The following is a 20,212-nucleotide window of genomic DNA, read 5'->3' as shown; positions in this document are numbered from 1 at the left end:
ATTCGCTTAATGTGCGTGTTTCGAGTCTGCGGTGCCTGTATTCAGGCGTTGTTGCGCTCTTTAAACAGCCGGTAACAATCCGGCGAATAAAAAACTAATACACGTATCAAGCGGGCGGCAAGTTATTTTTTAATTATTTAAAGTTGGGTATTTATTGGGCGCGAAGGAAGTTATTAAAACTTCTGGAGTAAGTTTTATTGAGGCGAAGAAGCTCCTTCCGATGGATAAGGATCAGAATCGAATCAGTCGAGTGAATGCCTCACTCGGAGCACTTCAGGGATCGGGAAGTTAAGAAGTCTTATGTTTAGGGGAGAGACGTCGGTCGGACATCCGATCATCCCGCCGGTTGGACGACGCTCCTTGCGTGTGGGCTTCGATTCGCCTGGTTTCAGCCAGGCACTGACTGCGACAGGTCTGTTTTTTCAATCGACAAGCGCAAGAGTGGGCCCAAATCGATGGCAGTGCCATTGGGCTTATGGGGCGGGGCGTCGCGGCCACGGCCGCGCCGCCGGGCAGGTAATTCGCTGGGTAGGCAGGATATGTAAGAAATTGATACGCCGGCCCGGACGCCGGCGCGAGGTCAGCGTTTCGACGTTTGTTCCAGGTATCGGCGTATGGTGACCGAGGCTTTTTCCAGGTGGTGTTCCAGCAGGGCAACGGCCTTATCGATGTCTCTGGTCGTCGCGGCTTCCAGCAGGGCGCGATGGTCGTCCTGGGTCAGCTTGCCCAGGCCCATGGACGATAGATGAAAACGCAGGAAGCGCTCTTCTTCGTTGAGTTCGCGTTCGATCAGGTCCAGCAGCTTGGCGTTGGGCGCCTTGTGGTAAAGCGACATGTGAAACAGCCGGTTGAGCTTGCCGATCTGGGCATGGTCGGTTTGCGCTTCCAACTGCTCGATATACTGGGCGGCGTGCGCCAGGTCGTCGTCGTCCAGCAACGGAATGGACAGGCGCAAGGCGAAGGACTCCAGGACCGAGCGCAGGGCGTAGGTCTCGACCGCGTTGTTGGTGATCAGTGGCGCCACCACCGCGCCCTTGTGCTGGACCACGTTGAGCAGTGATTGCGCTTCGAGCTGGCGCAGCGCCTCGCGCACCGGCATGCGGCTCACGCCGAACAGATCGGCCAATTCCTGTTGGCGCAGGGCCGTGCCACTGGGCAGGCGCCCGTCGAGAATGGCTTCGCGCAGGGATTCTTCGATGATCGAACGTGCCCGGTCAGCGGGAATGGGTCCGTTGACCTGGATGGTGCTGAGCGGTCTGGGCTTCTGGGTCACGACAACGCATCCTGACGAGTAGTAGAAAATGGATCCAGGCGAACATTAGTAACAGCTTTACGGGCCGTCAAAGACTTGTGGTGTCGGATCCTGAACTACAGTTTAGTCTGCTTGGAGTGATTGCATCCTGCCATTGTCTTTTGCCGGGCCAGGCTTCACCATCCAACGATTTCCAACGGCCCTTTTCGGACGTATTTCCCTTGGCTGCACCTTTCCCTGTTCCCAGGCCCTTGCGTTGGTTGTGTTCGGCAGTGTTGCTGGCCGGCCTCATGCTGGGCGGCCTGCAGGCCGACTGGGACTTCGCGCAGATCAGCCGACGGGCCCAGGCGCTCTACGGGCCCCTGGGGCAGGGGCAGCAGCGAATCGATGCCTGGCAGCAATTGCTGGCGACCCAGAAACAGATTCCCGAGCTGGAACAACTCAAGGTGGTGAACCTGTTCTTCAACAAACAGGTGCGCTACGTGGAAGACATCGACCTGTGGCACGAGGTGGACTACTGGGAAACCCCGATCCAGGCCCTGTGGAAAGGAGCCGGCGATTGCGAGGACTATGCCATCGCCAAGTACTTCAGCCTGCGCCATCTCGGGGTCTCCAGTGACAAGTTGCGCATCACCTACGTCAAGGCGTTGCGGCAGAACCGTGCGCACATGGTGCTGACCTACTACGCCACGCCCGAGGCGATGCCGTTGGTGCTCGACAGCCTGGTCGACGGCATCCTGCCGGCCAGCCAGCGAACCGACCTGTTGCCGGTCTACTCTTTCAATGCCGAAGGGTTGTGGCTGCCGGGCGCCAAGGGCAACAAGAAAGTGGGTGATACCAAGCGCCTGTCACGGTGGCAGGATGTGTTGAAAAAAATGCAGGCCGAAGGTTTTCCGGTCGAGACGACTAACTAGGAGCGCGCGCTCAGATGTCCTTGTTCAAACAGCTGTTGATCGCTATCTGTCTGTTCCTGGTGGTTGCCTTCAGCGGCAGCTTCATGGTCAGCCTCGAGAGCTCGCGGACCCAGTACGTCAACCAGTTGCGCTCCCATGCCCAGGACGCGGCCACGGCGTTGGCGCTGTCGCTGACACCGAACATCGACGATCCGGCGATGGTGGAGTTGATGGTCAGCTCGATCTTCGACAGTGGCTACTACGCCAGCATCCGGGTAGTCGATGTGGCCACCGACAAGACCCTGGTCGAGCGCACCGGCACGCCGGACGCCGGCAGCGTGCCGCAGTGGTTCGTCAAACTCATCGGCCTGGAGCCGGCCGGTGGCGATGCGATCGTCAATCGCGGCTGGGAGCAGGCGGCGCGGGTCGAAGTGGTCAGCCACCCGATGTTCGCCCTCGCCAAGCTGTGGCAGAGCGCGTTGGGCAGCCTGGGTTGGTTGCTGTTGTGCGGCGCTGTCAGCGCGGTGCTGGGGGCCTTGCTGCTGCGGCGTCAGCTCAAACCGCTGGATTACATGGTGCACCAGTCCCACGCCATCGCCCGGCGCGAGTTCCTCAGCTTGCCGGAGCTGCCGCGCACCCCTGAGCTGCGTCGCGTGGTCCAGGCGATGAACCAGATGGTCGAGAAGCTCAAGGCGCTGTTCCAGGAGCAGGCCGAGCGCAGCGAGAAACTGCGCGTGGAGTCTTATCAGGACAACCTCACGGGGCTGGCTAACCGGCGCTATTTCGAAATGCAGCTCAACGCCCGGGTGAGCAACCCGGAGCAGGCCAGCTCCGGTTACCTGTTGCTGTTGCGGGTCAAGGACCTGGCCGGTTTGAACCAGCGCTTGGGCGGCCAGCGCACGGACCAATTGCTTAAGGCGGTGGGCGAGCAGTTGCTGCGTGAAAGCGCGCGCTACCCGGAAACCCAGAACCTGGTGACGCGTATTCGGGGTGGCGAATTTGCTGTGTTGGCGCCGGGCCTGGTGCGTGAGGAAGCGCTGCAACTGGCACAGAACCTTGAAAACGCGCTGGCCAGCCTGCATGCCACCGGCGCGACCGACGTGGCGTCGGTGGCTTCCATCGGCCTGGCGCCCTTCGTCCATGGCGACTCACCGCAAGCAGTGCTCCAGCTCGGCGACCAGGCCCTGGCCCAGGCCGAAAGCCAAGGCGAACCGAGCTGGGCCTGCCTTGACCACAGTGCGGTCAAGCGTGTGGCCGACGATCACCATGCCTGGCATACGTTGCTCGACCAGGCCCTGAACCAGCAGCGTTTCGAGTTGTACTTCCAACCGGTGGTAGCAGCCCAGGACACCGCCATGGTGCTGCATTACAAGGTCTTGTCGCGGTTGCTCGACGAGCAAGGCCAGACCATTCCCGCCGGGCGTTTCCTGCCCTGGCTGGAGCGTTTCGGCTGGACGGCGCGGCTGGACCGCCTGATGCTCGAACAGGTGCTCAGGCAAATGGCCGGGCACGATCAATCCCTGGCGCTGAACCTCTCTTCCGCCACCCTGGGTGACCCACAGGCGTTGAACAAGGTCTTCGAGATCCTGCGGGCCCACTCCAACTTCGGGCCGCGCCTGACCCTGGAGATCGGCGAGGAACAGTTGCCTGAGCAAGCGGTGCTGGAGCAACTGACCCGGCAACTGCGCGAGCTGGGGTTCTCGTTGAGCCTGCAGCGCTTTGGTGGGCGGTTCAGCATGATCGGTAACCTGTCGCGGTTGGGGTTGGCTTATCTGAAAATCGATGGCGGCTACATTCGCGCCATCGACCAGGAGAGTGACAAGCGCCTGTTCATCGAGGCGATCCAGCGTGCTGCCCACAGTATCGACTTGCCGTTGATTGCCGAGCGGGTGGAGACCGAGGGGGAGTTGGCGGTGATTCGGGAGATGGGGTTGTTTGGGGTGCAGGGGCGGTTGGTTGGGGAGCCTGGGCGTTGGGGGAATTGAATTGAGAGTATATCCGTTGCTGCGGTAACGGCGGCTTATGGTTCCGCCCTTACGGCGGCTCACTTTTTTCAGGCGCCAAAAAAAGTAAGCAAAAAAGGCTTGCCCCACCACTCGGCACCTCGCTTAGGCGAGGTGTTCCCTCACTCCGGCATTGCTCCGTGGGCCCGCCGCGAAGGGCCATCCATGGCCCAGCGCGGCTACCTCGGCATCCATGCCGAGGTGCCCACTGCGCAATGCCTGCGTTCGGCCAGCGTGGTTAACGGGGCGCTCCAGATCAAAAGCCAAAGCCAAAGCCAAAGCCAAAGCCAAAGCGAGGCGGTTTTACGGCCGACTTGTCTCTCTCGGGTGTACGCCGATCCATTGTGGGAGCGGGCTTGCCCGCGAAGGCGGCGGCCCAGGCAATCCAGCTCTTGAAGATGCATAAAGCCAGCAAGTCCTAGGCGATGGATCGGCTGGAAGCGCAAGCGCCGAGCTGACAGGTCTGTGGTGGATTGAGAACCGCCTTCGTCGGATCAGACACACCCCAAAGACCGTGGCGAGGGAGCTTGCTCCCGCTCGGCTGCGCAGCAGTCGCAAGATCGGACAGTGCGGTCTGCCTGGAGAAATGCCGGGGCCTGCTTCGCAGGCCAGCGGGAGCAAGCTCCCTCGCCACAGAGGCTGTGTATTGCCTGGAATGGCGTCAGCCTGAGAGTCAGGGCTAGATCAACCCCTTCTCATCATCATCGATCAACCGGCTCAACCCTCCCAATGCGACCCGTGCCTGGTTGCGGTCCATCAGTTTGGCCTGGGCCGCCGGTGGCAGGTCGGTGACGCGGATGACGCCTTTGCTGGTCAGCACCTGGATCAAGTCGTCGAGTACCCGGATCATCTCCAGGTCGCTCTGCTTGAGCTGCTTGAGACTGTTTTCCACCGCCTGGTTGGCAAACCAGTCCTGGATCTCGTGGTTGTCGGCCGGCAGGGTTTCGGTGGCTTCGGCATAGGCGATGGCTTCTACGCGCACCAGCAAGCCTTGTGCATCGCGTTGCACATAAAACATCGGGCATCCCTCATGTATGAAGCGGCGTCATGCTGGGCAGCATAGGCCAACTCTGCGGGAGTATGAACACTTATTGTGGCGAGGGAGCTTGCTCCCTCGCCACCGGTTTGTGTCAGGTTCAGCTGTTGTTGTGATCGATCTTGATGGTCGGGTCGCTGCCGGCGATCAACGAGTTCAGGTTGACGCTCGACCAGTTGTTGCCTTCCAGCTTGATCGTCACGTCCGGCGTCGCCGCGGCGTTGCCGGTGTTGAACTGGCCGGAGCTGCTCACTTGCAGCGACGACACGCCATCGACCGTGCTGATTTTCAGGAAGTGGTCGATGGTGCTGCCGCTTTCGCCCTGCAATAGATCCCGCAGGTCGATCCGGTCACCTTCAGCGGCCTTGAAGTCCTTGATCACGTCAGTGCCGGTGTCACCGGACTTCCAGACAAAGGTATCGCCGCCCAAGCCACCGATCAGGGTGTCATTGCCCTGGCCGCCAATCAGCGTGTCGTTGCCGGTGCCACCGAGCAGGATGTCGTTGCCCTTGCCACCGTCGAGCAGGTCGTTGCCGCCCTGGCCAAAGATGATGTCGTTGCCGGCGCCGCCGAGCAGGGTGTCATTGCCATCGTGGGCACCCGACACATCGAACGCGGTGTAGTGTTCGGTGATGTACTGGTGCACGTTGCTGGTGGTGACTTTGCTCACGTCCACGCCGTTCTGCTGGGCAACGAACGCCTGGATGGCCTGGTAACCCTCGCCGGCAATGCCGTTGAAGCTCACCAGGTCGCCGAACAGGATGTCGTGGCCATCGCCGCCATTGACGGTGTCGGCCCCCGGCAGGGTCGCTTCGGTGTGGCCGATGATCGAGTTGGCCAGGTTTTTCGGGTCGATGTTGGTCTGCGGCGTCTGGTCCGAGTCGTAGGGCTTGAGGTCGGCCAGGGTCACGCCCTGGTTCAGGCCGATGGCTTCCACGCCGGACACCGAGCTGAGCAGCGCAAAGGCACTCAGGGAGTTGCTGCTGGTGGCCGAGTCGGTGCTGTTGCCGGTGCCGCTGAGGTAGGACAGTTCATAGGTGCCGTCCCCTTGGGCGTGCAGGGTGCCCAGTTCCTCGCTGCTCCAGTAGCCGCCCCACGACTTCTGCCAGGTCTGCAGCGTGACGTTGCCGCTGCTATCGACCTGCACGCGGTGCTTGCTGTCCAGATCGGCGCTGAAGGTTTGCCCAAGCTTGTAGTTGTTGGTGGTGATGAGGCTGTCCAGCTTCACATCGCCATACAGGGTCGGGTTCGTCTGCTCGCCGGCCTGGTAGAACGTCGGCTGGCCGTCGGTGATGAAGTACGTCAGGTTCTTCGCGCCGGTGTTGGCCATGGCCTCGGTGCTCTTGAACCAGTTGGCCGTGGTCTTGAACACGTCCTCGTAGTTGGTGCCGCCGCCGGAAACCATGGAGTTCAGCACGCCCTTGAGCAGTGTCAGGGCATTCGGGTCGTTGAGGTTCACCGAAACGGTCTTGTTCACCTGGGCGTCGAAGTCGGCCAGGAAGATGTTCACCGTGCCGGAGTTGCTGCCCAGGCTTTGCTTGAGGGTGTTGAACACCGACGTCAGCGAATCCTTGGCCGCGGTGATGGACGAGGAACTCATGCTGCCGGAGCTGTCGACCATGAAGGCGATGTTGTAGTTGACGCCCGGTACCACGGTCAGGCCGCCGATGTCGGCGACAATGATGTCGTTGGCGTCGGTGCCGACGACGTTGTCACTGGCGGAGGTCGCGGTGGTGGCGTTGTAGACGGCCGGGTACACGGTAACCGGGATCTGGGCCGTGGTGACCGCCGAGCCTCCCAGGGCCTCGGTGGCCGTCGACGTCACGGTCACGTTGAACTTGCCGTTGTAGTACGCCGGTGGCGTCAAGGTCAGGCTGCCCAGGTTCCAGCCGGTGATCGAGGCTTCGCCGCTGCTGCCCACGGTCGCGGTGTGGCCCGCGCCATCGGTCAGCACGCTGCCTTCAGGGATACCGCCGACTTTCACGCTCAGGCTTTCGGAGCCGTCGGTGTCGGTCAGGGCGGTGGTGATCTTCGACAGGTGCACGCTGGAGCCTTCGGCGCCTTCGTTGAGCTTGTAGCCGTCGTAGTAACCCTCGCCATTGCTGCCGTGCAGGTCGGAGACCGTCACGCCGGCATTCGCCAGGTCAGCCACGCCGGTGTACAGCGGTACGCCAGCACTGCTCAGGTCGACCGCCGTGCCGCCGTTGACCGACAGGTTCACGTCATAGCTGCCCGGGCCGGTCTGGTTGTGGTGGTAGATGTCCAGGGTGTAGTAGCCGCTGGTGGTCGGCGTGAACGAGCCGTTCAGCTTGCCGCCCGCGCCCCAGGTAATCGCCGCCACGTCCTTGCCGCCGACGGTCACCAACAGGCTGTCGTCGCCGGTGCCGCTGAAGGTGTAGGTCTTGCCGGCTTCGAGGTAAATCAGACCGGAAGTTTTCGACGCCGTGCCAGGGTTCACGTTGCTGTCGGACTGCACGTTGGTCACGGTGCTGCTGCTGTTCGGCGTACCGGCAGCATCGATCACCGACTTGAGGGTGCCGGACGGCGCGCCGCTGCCATCGGTGCCCAGGCCAGACAGGCCGGTCCAGACTTCCTTGATCAGGCCGGTGGAGGTCACGCTGTTGCCGGCCACGTTGAGGGTCGGGGCGTCGGCAACGGGTGTGATGTCGATCTTCACGGTGCCGGTAGTGCCCAGCGCCTGGCCGTCGGTGGGCTGGAAGCTGATCTGTGCGTAATCGGCCTTTTGATCGCCCACGCCGGCCGGGTTGCCGTTGGCACCGGATTCGTTGGCGTCCGGCGTGAAGCGCAGCTTGCCGGCATCGATGTCAGCCTTGGTGAAGGTCTGGTTGTTGGCCACGTCCTTCCAGGTTGCGCCATCAAGGTACTGCAACTTGCCGTCGCTGGGCAGGCCGGTGATTTTCACACCCAGGCTTGCTGCCGGGCTGTCCAGGTCGCTGACGCCGAAGGTCGACCAGCCGAGGACCAGCGAAGTGTCCTCGGTACCGGTCACCGCACCGCCGGTGGCCACCGGTGCATCGTTGACCCCGACCACGTTCACGGTGGTGGTGGCGGTGTTGGAGTAACTGGTGCCGTCGGTCACGGTCACGGTGATGATGCGCGGGACGGTGCTTGGGTCATCGCTGCTGTTGGTGAAGCTGATGTTCTTGATCTGCTGCATGTAGTCGGCGAGCGTCGCGTTGCCGGACAGGGTCAGCGTGACCGTACCGTTGGTGCTGTTGGCGTTGATGCTGATGCCATTGACGCTGTTGCCCAGGTTCAGCGCATCGCCGGGCTGACGGTTGGTCAGCACGATGGTGGCGCCGGTCAGCATGGTGCTGTCCGGGTCGGTGATTTTCAGGTCAGTGTCGCCAATCGACACGCCCTGGCCAGGGGTGCCTTCGGTGAAGGTCACCTGATAGTCAGCGCCGGTCTTGCCGCTGGAGTTGTTGGCATCCAGGTCGAGTACCGGTGGCGCATCGTTGTCGATGATCGAGGTGCTGACGCTGCCATTGGTGCCGCTGATTGCCAGGTTCTCGAAGTTGCCGCCGGTGGCCGAGTCGATCTTGACCACGAAGTTTTCCGTGCCTTCGGTGATCTTGTCGTCCAGCGTGGCCACGTTGAAGGTGGCGCTGGTGCCGTTGGCCGGGATCTTCACGGTGTAGACGCCGGTGAAGTCCGAGCCGTCGGCGGCGGTGCCGCTGTAGACGATCTTGAGCGTCACCTCGGTTTGCGCCGGGTTCGTCAGGCTGACGGTGTACGTAGCGGTCTGGCCTTCAGTGACCGACGTGCTGCCGCTGATGCTGACAGTACTGGTGTCGATGGTGTCGGTGACATTGGTCACGGCTGGAGTGGTACTTGGCACCAGGTGCTCGAAGTTACCGCCTGTTGCTTTATCGATACTGACTTCGACCTTGCCGGCGTCTTTGTAGACGTCGTCTTTAGGCGCGTCGACAGTGACGGTGCCGGTGGTTTTGCCGGCGTCGATGTGAATGACGGCGCCATTGCTCAGGGTAACGTCGACAGGTGTACCGGCTGCGTTGGTCAGGGTCGCGGTGTAGGTGATCTGACCACCCTCGGCCACGGTACCGGTAGCGCTCAGGCTCAGGCCGGTGGTGTCCTGGGTATCGGTAACGGTGGTGTCAGCGGTTTTGCCGTCGATGGCGAGTTTTTCGTAGTTGCCGCCCTGTGCGTCATCGATCTTGACGCTCAGGTGGTTGCCGCCGGCGAGGGTGTCGTTTGGCGCAACGAAGTTCACCGACGCGGAGCTTGCGCCCACGGGAATGGTGATGGTCTGGCCGTTGCTCAGCGTGACGACCAGCGGCGCGTTGGTGACCGGGGCGTTGACCGAGGCGGTGTAGACCACGGTGCCGCCTTCGGCGACGGTCGAAGTGGCGGACAGGCTGACGGTCGATGTGTCGATGGTGTCGGTGACATTGGTCACGGCTGGAGTAGTGCTCGGAACGAGGTTCTCGAAGTTACCGCCAACCGCCTTATCGATGCTGACTTCAACTTTGCCAGCATCTTTATAGACGTCATCCTTCGGCGCGTCGACGGTCACAGTGCCGGTGGTTGCACCGGCGGCGATGTTGATGACCGCACCATTGCTCAGTGTCACAGTCACTGGCGTGCCAGCGGCGTTGGTCAGGGTCGCGGTGTAAACAATCGAGCCACCTTCAGCAACCGAATCAGTCGCACTCAAGGTCAGGCCTGTAGTGTCTTGGGTATCGGTAACGGTGGTGTCAGCGGTTTTGCCATCGATGGCGAGTTTTTCGTAGTTGCCGCCCTGTGCGTCATCGATCTTGACGCTCAGGTTATCGCCGCCAGCGAGGGCGTCGTTTGGCGCAACGAAGTTCACCGAAGCAGAACTTGCGCCGACCGGGATGGTGATGGTCTGGCCATTCGACAAAGTGACGACCAATGGCGCGTCAGTGACTGGCGCGTTGACCGACGCGGTGTAGACCACGGTGCCGCCTTCGGCGACGGTCGAAGTGGCGGACAGGCTGACGGTCGATGTGTCGATGGTGTCGGTGACGTCAGTCACTGCTGGGGCAGTGCTCGGAACCAGGTTTTCGAAGTTACCGCCAGTGGCTTTATCGATGCTGACTTCAACCTTGCCGGCATCCTTGTAGACGTCGTCTTTAGGCGCGTCGACAGTGACGGTGCCAGTGGTTGCACCAGCCGCGATGTTGATCACCGCGCCATTGCTCAGCGTCACAGTCACTGGTGTGCCGGCCGCATTAGTCAGAGTAGCGGTGTAAACAATCGAGCCACCTTCAGCAACCGAGTCAGTCGCACTCAAGGTCAGGCCTGTAGTGTCCTGGGTGTCGGTAAGGGTGGTGTCAGCAGTTTTACCGTCGATGGCAAGTTTTTCGTAGTTACCGCCCTGGGCGTCATCAATCTTGACGCTCAGGTTATCGCCGCCAGCGAGGGCGTCGTTTGGCGCAACGAAGTTCACCGAAGCAGAACTTGCGCCCACGGGAATGGTGATGGTCTGGCCATTCGACAAGGTGACGACCAATGGCGCGTCAGTGACTGGCGCGTTGACCGAAGCGGTGTAAACGACGGTGCCACCTTCGGCCACAGTCGAAGTCGCAGTAAGCGAAACGGTGCTGGTGTCGATGGTATCGGTAACGTCAGTCACCGCTGGCGTGGTGCTAGGCACCAAGTTTTCGAAGTTGCCACCCGTGGCCTTGTCGATGCTGACTTCGACCTTGCCGGCGTCTTTGTAGACGTCGTCTTTTGGCGCGTCGACAGTGACGGTACCGGTAGTTGCACCAGCGGCGATGTTGATGACTGCGCCGTTGCTCAGCGTGACGGTCACTGGTGTGCCGGCTGCATTGGTCAGAGTAGCGGTGTAAACGATCGAACCGCCCTCGGCCACAGTGTCAGTTGCGGAAAGCGTCAGACCGGTAGTGTCTTGGGTGTCTGTAACCGTAGTTTCGGCTGGAGTTTTATCTGCAACCAGATTTTCGTAGTTGCCGCCCTTGGCATCGTCGATCTTGACGCTCAAGTTGTCGCCGCCGGCGAGCGCATCGTTCGGTGCAACGAAGTTCACCGAAGCAGAGCTTGCGCCTACTGGGATGGTGATGGTCTGGCCATTCGACAAAGTGACGACCAGCGGAGCGTCAGTGACTGGCGCGTTGACCGAGGCGGTGTAGACCACGGTACCGCCTTCGGCGACGGTCGAAGTGGCCGACAGACTGACGGTCGATGTGTCGATGGTGTCGGTAACGTCAGTGACCGCTGGAGTAGTGCTCGGAACGAGGTTCTCGAAGTTGCCACCCGTGGCCTTGTCGATGCTGACTTCAACCTTGCCGGCGTCTTTGTAGACGTCGTCTTTTGGCGCGTCGACAGTGACAGTGCCAGTGGTCGCACCGGCCGCGATGTTGATCACTGCGCCGTTGCTCAGCGTGACGGTCACTGGTGTGCCGGCGGCGTTGGTCAGAGTAGCGGTGTAAACGATCGAGCCGCCCTCAGCCACAGTGTCGGTTGCGGAAAGCGTCAGACCGGTAGTGTCTTGGGTGTCTGTAACCGTAGTTTCGGCTGGAGTTTTATCTGCAACCAGATTTTCGTAGTTGCCGCCCTTGGCATCGTCGATCTTGACGCTCAAGTTGTCGCCGCCGGCGAGCGCATCGTTCGGTGCAACGAAGTTCACCGAAGCAGAGCTTGCGCCTACTGGGATGGTGATGGTCTGGCCATTCGACAAAGTGACGACCAGCGGAGCGTCAGTGACTGGCGCGTTGACCGAGGCGGTGTAGACCACGGTACCGCCTTCGGCGACGGTCGAAGTGGCCGACAGACTGACGGTCGATGTGTCGATGGTGTCGGTAACGTCAGTGACCGCTGGAGTAGTGCTCGGAACGAGGTTCTCGAAGTTGCCACCCGTGGCCTTGTCGATGCTGACTTCAACCTTGCCGGCGTCTTTGTAGACGTCGTCTTTTGGCGCGTCGACAGTGACAGTGCCAGTGGTCGCACCGGCCGCGATGTTAATCACGGCGCCGTTGCTCAGCGTGACGGTCACTGGTGTGCCAGCCGCATTGGTCAGGGTCGCGGTGTAAACAATCGAACCGCCTTCAGCAACAGTGTCGGTTGCGGAAAGCGTCAGACCGGTAGTGTCTTGGGTGTCTGTAACCGTAGTTTCGGCTGGAGTTTTATCTGCAACCAGATTTTCGTAGTTGCCGCCCTTGGCATCGTCGATCTTGATGCTCAAGTTGTCGCCGCCGGCGAGGGCGTCGTTTGGTGCAACGAAGTTCACCGAAGCAGAACTTGCGCCGACCGGGATGGTGATGGTCTGGCCATTCGACAAAGTGACGACCAACGGAGCGTCAGTCACTGGGGCATTAACCGAAGCGGTGTAAACGACAGTGCCACCTTCGGCCACCGTCGAAGTCGCGGTGAGCGAAACGGTACTGGTGTCGATGGTGTCAGTGACATCTGTTACCGCTGGAGTGGTGCTCGGCACCAAATTCTCGAAGTTGCCGCCTGTGGCTTTATCGATGCTGACTTCAACTTTGCCCGCGTCTTTGTAGACGTCGTCTTTAGGCGCATCAACGGTGACGGTGCCAGTGGTTGCACCAGCCGCGATGTTGATCACCGCGCCATTGCTCAGTGTCACAGTCACTGGCGTGCCGGCGGCGTTGGTCAGGGTTGCGGTGTAAACGATCGAGCCGCCTTCAGCGACAGTGTCGGTTGCGGAAAGCGTCAGACCGGTAGTGTCTTGGGTATCCGTAACGGTGGTGTCAGCGGTTTTGCCATCGATGGCAAGTTTTTCGTAGTTGCCGCCCTGGGCATCGTCGATCTTGACGCTCAAGTTGTCGCCGCCGGCGAGGGCGTCGTTTGGTGCAACGAAGTTCACCGAAGCAGAACTTGCGCCGACCGGGATGGTGATGGTCTGGCCATTCGACAAAGTGACGACCAACGGAGCGTCAGTCACTGGGGCATTAACCGAAGCGGTGTAAACGACAGTGCCACCTTCGGCCACCGTCGAAGTCGCAGTAAGTGAAACGGTGCTGGTGTCGATGGTATCGGTAACGTCAGTGACAGCCGGAGTGGTGCTCGGAACCAGGTTTTCGAAGTTACCGCCTGAGGCCTTGTCGATGCTGACTTCGACCTTGCCAGCATCTTTGTAGACGTCATCCTTCGGCGCGTCGACAGTTACGGTACCGGTGGTCGCACCAGCGGCGATGTTGATCACGGCGCCGTTGCTCAACGTGACGGTCACTGGGGTGCCGGCGGCGTTGGTCAGGGTTGCGGTGTAAACGATCGAGCCACCTTCAGCAACCGAATCAGTCGCACTCAAGGTCAGGCCTGTAGTGTCTTGGGTATCGGTAACGGTGGTGTCAGCGGTTTTGCCATCGATGGCGAGTTTTTCGTAGTTACCGCCTTGGGCGTCATCAATCTTGACGCTCAGATTATCGCCGCCGGCGAGGGCGTCGTTTGGCGCAACGAAGTTCACCGAAGCGGAGCTTGCGCCAACCGGGATGGTGATGATTTGGCCATTGCTCAGCGTGACAACCAACGGAGTGTCAGTCACGGGGGCATTAACCGAGGCGGTATAAACCACGGTGCCACCTTCAGCCACGGTCGAGGTGGCCGACAGGCTGACGGTCGATGTATCGATGGTGTCGGTAACGTCAGTCACAGCAGGGGTAGTGCTCGGAACCAGGTTCTCGAAGTTACCGCCTGTGGCCTTGTCGATGCTGACTTCAACCTTGCCGGCGTCCTTATAGACGTCATCCTTCGGTGCATCGACGGTGACGGTGCCGGTGGTCGCACCAGCCGCGATGTTGATCACCGCGCCATTGCTCAGCGTCACAGTCACTGGTGTGCCGGCCGCATTAGTCAGAGTAGCGGTGTAAACAATCGAGCCACCTTCAGCAACCGAGTCAGTCGCACTCAAGGTCAGGCCTGTAGTGTCCTGGGTGTCGGTAACGGTGGTGTCAGCAGTTTTACCGTCGATGGCAAGTTTTTCGTAGTTGCCGCCCTGGGCGTCATCGATCTTGACGCTCAGGTTATCGCCGCCGGCGAGCGCGTCGTTCGGTGCAACGAAGTTCACCGACGCGGAGCTTGCGCCCACTGGGATGGTGATGGTTTGGCCGTTGCTCAGCGTGACGACCAGCGGCTCTTCAGTGACCGGGGCGTTTACCGATGCGGTGTAAACGACAGTGCCACCTTCGGCCACGGTCGAAGTCGCAGTAAGCGAAACGGTACTGGTGTCGATGGTATCGGTAACGTCAGTCACAGCAGGGGTAGTGCTCGGAACCAGGTTCTCGAAGTTGCCACCCGTGGCCTTGTCGATACTGACTTCAACCTTGCCAGCATCTTTGTAGACATCGTCCTTCGGTGCATCGACAGTGACGGTGCCAGTGGTCGCACCAGCCGCGATGTTGATGACCGCACCATTGCTCAGCGTCACAGTCACTGGGGTGCCGGCGGCGTTGGTCAGAGTAGCGGTGTAAACGATCGAGCCGCCTTCAGCAACCGAATCAGTCGCACTCAAGGTCAGACCGGTAGTGTCCTGGGTGTCGGTAACGGTGGTGTCAGCAGTTTTGCCATCGATGGCAAGTTTTTCGTAGTTACCGCCCTGGGCGTCATCGATCTTGACGCTCAGGTTATCGCCGCCGGCGAGGGCGTCGTTTGGTGCAACGAAGTTCACCGAAGCAGAGCTTGCGCCCACGGGGATGGTGATGGTCTGGCCATTCGACAAAGTGACGACCAACGGAGCGTCAGTCACCGGGGCATTAACCGAGGCGGTGTAAACGACGGTGCCACCTTCGGCCACCGTCGAAGTCGCAGTGAGCGAAACAGTGCTGGTGTCGATGGTGTCGGTAACGTCAGTGACCGCTGGAGTAGTGCTCGGAACGAGGTTCTCGAAGTTACCGCCCGTGGCCTTGTCGATGCTGACTTCAACTTTGCCGGCGTCTTTGTAGACGTCGTCTTTTGGCGCGTCGACAGTGACGGTACCGGTGGTTGCACCAGCGGCGATGTTGATCACCGCGCCATTGCTCAGCGTCACAGTCACTGGCGTGCCGGCGGCGTTGGTCAGGGTAGCGGTGTAAACGATCGAGCCGCCCTCAGCCACAGTGTCGGTTGCGGAAAGCGTCAGGCCGGTGGTGTCTTGGGTATCGGTAACCGTGGTCTCAGCGGTTTTGCCATCAATGGCGAGTTTTTCGTAGTTGCCGCCCTGGGCGTCATCGATCTTGACGCTCAGGCTATCGCCGCCGGCGAGGGCGTCGTTCGGTGCAACGAAGTTCACCGAAGCAGAGCTTGCGCCCACTGGGATGGTGATGGTTTGGCCGTTGCTCAGCGTGACGACCAGCGGCGCTTCAGTGACCGGGGCGTTTACCGATGCGGTGTAGACCACGGTACCGCCTTCAGCGACGGTCGAAGTCGCAGTGAGCGAAACAGTGCTGGTGTCGATGGTGTCGGTGACATCAGTCACCGCTGGCGTGGTGCTCGGCACCAAGTTTTCGAAGTTACCGCCAACGGCTTTATCGATGCTGACTTCAACTTTGCCGGCGTCTTTGTAGACGTCGTCCTTCGGTGCGTCGACGGTCACAGTGCCGGTGGTCGCACCGGCCGCGATGTTGATCACCGCGCCATTGCTCAGTGTCACAGTCACTGGGGTGCCGGCGGCGTTGGTCAGGGTTGCGGTGTAAACAATCGAGCCACCTTCAGCAACCGAATCAGTCGCACTCAAGGTCAGGCCTGTAGTGTCCTGCGTGTCGGTAACGGTGGTGTCAGCAGTTTTACCGTCGATGGCGAGTTTTTCGTAGTTGCCGCCCTGGGCGTCATCAATTTTGACGCTCAGGTTATCGCCGCCAGCGAGTGCATCATTCGGTGCAACGAAGTTCACCGAAGCAGAGCTTGCGCCCACTGGGATGGTGATGGTCTGGCCATTCGACAAAGTGACGACCAGTGGCGCCTCAGTCACTGGGGCATTAACCGAGGCGGTATAAACCACGGTGCCACCTTCGGCCACCGTCGACGTCGCAGTGAGCGAAACAGTGCTGGTGTCGATGGTGTCGGTGACATCAGTCACCGCTGGCGTGGTGCTAGGCACCAAGTTTTCGAAGTTACCGCCAACGGCTTTATCGATGCTGACTTCAACTTTGCCGGCGTCTTTGTAGACGTCATCCTTCGGTGCGTCGACGGTCACAGTGCCGGTGGTCGCACCGGCCGCGATGTTGATCACCGCGCCATTGCTCAGCGTCACAGTCACTGGCGTGCCGGCGGCGTTGGTCAGGGTTGCGGTGTAAACAATCGAACCGCCTTCAGCAACCGAATCAGTCGCACTCAAGGTCAGACCGGTAGTGTCCTGAGTATCCGTAACGGTGGTGTCAGCGGTTTTGCCATCGATGGTGAGTTTTTCGTAGTTGCCGCCCTGTGCGTCATCGATCTTGACGCTCAAGTTATCGCCGCCGGCGAGGGCGTCGTTCGGTGCAACGAAGTTCACCGAAGCGGAGCTTGCGCCGACCGGAATGGTGATGGTTTGACCGTTGCTCAGCGTGACGACCAACGGAGCGTCAGTGACTGGGGCGTTGACCGATGCGGTGTAGACCACGGTACCGCCTTCAGCGACGGTCGAAGTCGCCGTGAGCGAGACAGTGCTGGTGTCGATGGTGTCAGTGACATCTGTTACCGCTGGCGTGGTGCTCGGCACCAAATTCTCGAAGTTGCCGCCAGTGGCTTTATCGATGCTGACTTCGACCTTGCCGGCGTCTTTGTAGACGTCGTCCTTCGGTGCGTCGACGGTCACAGTGCCAGTGGTCGCACCAGCCGCGATGTTGATGACCGCACCATTGCTCAGCGTCACAGTCACTGGTGTGCCGGCGGCGTTGGTCAGAGTAGCGGTGTAAACGATCGAGCCACCTTCAGCCACTGTGTCAGTTGCGGAAAGCGTCAGGCCGGTAGTGTCTTGGGTGTCTGTAACCGTAGTTTCAGCTGGAGTTTTATCTGCAACCAGATTTTCGTAGTTGCCGCCCTGGGCGTCATCGATCTTGACGCTCAAGTTGTCGCCGCCAGCGAGGGCGTCGTTTGGCGCAACGAAGTTCACCGAAGCAGAGCTTGCGCCCACTGGGATGGTGATGGTCTGGCCATTCGACAAAGTGACGACCAACGGAGCGTCAGTCACTGGGGCATTAACCGAAGCGGTGTAGACAACGGTTCCGCCTTCAGCCACGGTCGAGGTGGCCGTCAGGCTGACGGTTGACGTATCGATAGTATCGGTAACGTCAGTGACCGCTGGAGTAGTGCTCGGAACGAGGTTCTCGAAGTTGCCACCCGTGGCTTTGTCGATGCTGACTTCAACCTTGCCGGCGTCTTTGTAGACGTCGTCTTTCGGCGCGTCGACGGTCACAGTGCCGGTTGTTGCACCTGCCGCGATGTTGATCACGGCGCCGTTGCTCAACGTGACGGTCACTGGGGTGCCGGCTGCATTAGTCAGGGTCGCGGTGTAAACGATCGAGCCACCTTCGGCGACGGTGCCGGTAGCGCTCAGGCTAAGACCGGTGGTGTCCTGTACGTCAGTCACCGAGGTTTCAGCTGGGGTTTTATCTGCAACCAGATTTTCGTAGTTGCCGCCCTGAGCGTCGTCAATTTTGACGCTCAAGTTGTCGCCGCCGGCGAGGGCATCGTTTGGCGCAACGAAGTTTACCGACGCGGAGCTTGCGCCCACGGGGATAGTGATGGTCTGGCCGTTGCTCAGTGTTACAACCAGCGGAGCATCAGTCACCGGGGCATTAACCGAAGCGGTGTAAACGACGGTGCCACCTTCGGCCACCGTCGACGTCGCAGTGAGCGAAACAGTGCTGGTGTCGATGGTGTCGGTGACATCAGTCACTGCTGGGGCAGTGCTCGGAACCAGGTTTTCGAAGTTACCGCCAACGGCTTTATCGATGCTGACTTCGACCTTGCCGGCGTCCTTGTAGACGTCGTCTTTTGGCGCGTCCACAGCCACGGAACCAGTGGTTGCACCGGCCGCGATGTTGATCACGGCGCCGTTGCTCAGCGTCACGGTGACTGGGGTACCGGCAGGGTTGGTCAGTGTCGCGGTGTAGAGGATCTGACCGCCCTCTGCCACTTCGGTGGATGCCGACAGACTCAGATCGGTAGTGTCCGTCGAATCGGTGATCGTAGTGACCGCTGGCGTGGTGCTCGGTACCAGGTTCTCGAAGTTGCCGCCGGTGGCACCGGTAATGGTGGTGCTGACGGTGCTGCCGTTGTTGTAGACGTCGTTAGCCGGGGTGTCGACGGTGACGGTGCCGGCAGTCTGACCTGCCGCGATGGTGATGACCGAGCCATTGCTCAAGGTCACGGTCACCGGGGTTTGAGCGGCGTTGGTCAAGGTGGCGGTGTAGGTGATCTGGCCGCCTTCGGTGATGGTGTTGCTGGCGGACAGGGTCAGGCCAGTGGTATCAGCCGAATCGGTAATCGTAGTGACTGCTGGCGTGGTGCTTGGCACCAGGTTTTCAAAGTTGCCGCCAGTAGCCCCGGTAATGGTGGTGCTGACGGTGCTGCCATTGTTGTAGACGTCGTTGGCCGGGGTATCGACGGTGACGGTGCCGGCGGTCTGGCCCGCAGCGATGGTGATGACCGAGCCATTGCTCAAGGTCACGGTCACCGGGGTTTGAGCGGCGTTGGTCAAGGTGGCGGTGTAGGTGATCTGGCCGCCTTCGGTGATGGTGTTGCTGGCGGACAGGGTCAGGCCAGTGGTATCAGCCGAATCGGTAATCGTAGTGACTGCTGGCGTGGTGCTTGGCACCAGGTTTTCAAAGTTGCCGCCAGTAGCCCCGGTAATGGTGGTGCTGACGGTGCTGCCGTTGTTGTAGACGTCGTTGGCCGGGGTGTCGACGGTGACGGTGCCGGCAGTCTGACCTGCCGCGATGGTGATGACCGAGCCATTGCTCAAGGTCACGGTCACTGGAGTTTGAGCCGGGTTGGTCAGGGTCGCGGTGTAGGTGATCTGGCCGCCTTCAGTCACCGTGTTGCCTGCGGTCAGGGTGACGTTGGTGGTGTCGATGGTGTCGGTGATCTGGGTCACGGCTGGCGCGGTAGGCAGGGTCACGGCGATGCCGGTACCGCCCGTGGTGCCAGTAACGGTCACGCTGATTTGGGTGGGGTCGTTGTAGACCGTGTCGTTCGGCGCCAGCGGAACGTTGACGGTGCCGGTTGTCTGGCCCGCTGGAATCACGATCACGGAGCCGTTGGACAGTGTCACGGTCAGGGCGGTCTGTGGCGCCTGGGTCACGGTTGCGGTGTAGACCAACACACCACCAGCCTCTGTCAGGGTCGGCGTGGCGCTCAGGGTCATCGTCGCGTTGACCACCGCGTTGGCGGTGGTATTGGCATTGGCGTTGGTATCCAGGCCAGTGAGGTCGGTGGTGGTGGCGGCGGCCGTGCTCAGGCCTTCCGTTGGAAAACCGACGGTAGGGTCGACGCTGCCAGCGGTGGCGTCCAGCGCCACGAAGGTGTGACCGCCACCGGCGGCACCGCCCGTCCCCGCGGCGGTGGCGCCGGCAGCGGTGGCTTCCAGGGCTGTCGTCGGGTCGGCACCGGCGGCGATGGCCTGCTGCAGTTCTTCTACCGACGGCGCGGCCTGGGCAGTGGCGGCGGCGAGATCGGTGGAAGAGTCGGGTGCATTGGCGCTCCACTGGGTGTCGCGGCCCAGGTCGAGCGTGCGGCCGTCGGCCAATTCCAACGTGACGGCGCCCGCAGGGCCGGTGTCCAACTGGTCGCCCGTGTACAGGCGATCACCTTCAATGAGTACACGCCGAATGCCCTCGGGGGATACGACGAAAACCTGACCAACAATGCTTTTGACAACGGCAATAACACTGCTCATTGAAGACTTCTCCGGGTGCCACGCTCAGTAGACTTCCATGGACCCGACAGCCTGTAAGGCAGCAGCGGTCTGGACGTTCTTGTTTCGCAAATAGGGGTTGTTTTGACGCTCTACTATGTCAATATTTTGGCTGGTTTTTTCGAGCTTTTTGTTTATGCCAAACTATTGACCTTATGCCGGCCATCC

5 protein-coding genes are annotated in these 20,212 nt (G+C 60.7%); 2 read left to right on the top strand and 3 right to left on the bottom strand.

Annotated features, from left to right (window positions below):
• Window positions 1-580: 580 nt before the first annotated feature.
• Window positions 581-1,273 (bottom strand): GntR family transcriptional regulator, encoded by a 693-nt coding sequence (locus tag VM99_07145; protein ID AKJ97848.1) that lies wholly within the window; start codon window positions 1,271-1,273, stop codon window positions 581-583.
• Window positions 1,274-1,473: 200 nt separating this feature from the next.
• Here VM99_07145 and VM99_07140 point away from each other — a divergent pair, with 200 nt between their 5' ends.
• Together VM99_07140 and VM99_07135 are read left to right on the top strand one after the other, a co-directional pair.
• Window positions 1,474-2,166: a periplasmic protein gene (locus tag VM99_07140; protein ID AKJ97847.1), complete on the top strand. Its 693-nt coding sequence runs from the start codon at window positions 1,474-1,476 to the stop codon at window positions 2,164-2,166.
• A gap of 14 nt (window positions 2,167-2,180) precedes the next feature.
• Window positions 2,181-4,130, top strand: a complete 1,950-nt coding sequence (locus tag VM99_07135; protein AKJ97846.1) for a DeoR faimly transcriptional regulator — start codon at window positions 2,181-2,183, stop codon at window positions 4,128-4,130.
• A 697-nt stretch (window positions 4,131-4,827) separates the two neighbouring features.
• Here VM99_07135 and VM99_07130 read toward each other — a convergent pair.
• Complete coding sequence (locus VM99_07130) at window positions 4,828-5,166, bottom strand: tryptophan synthase subunit beta (protein AKJ97845.1); 339 nt, start codon at window positions 5,164-5,166, stop codon at window positions 4,828-4,830.
• 118 nt (window positions 5,167-5,284) lie between these two features.
• A complete protein-coding gene (locus VM99_07125) occupies window positions 5,285-20,026 on the bottom strand; it encodes a large adhesive protein (protein ID AKJ97844.1) in 14,742 nt (4,913 codons plus the stop codon).
• Between the last annotated feature and the right edge of the window lie 186 nt (window positions 20,027-20,212).

Source organism: Pseudomonas chlororaphis (assembly GCA_001023535.1).
GTDB classification, from domain to species: Bacteria; Pseudomonadota; Gammaproteobacteria; order Pseudomonadales; family Pseudomonadaceae; genus Aquipseudomonas; species Aquipseudomonas chlororaphis_E.
This window is presented reverse-complemented; position numbering and strand designations above follow the sequence as displayed.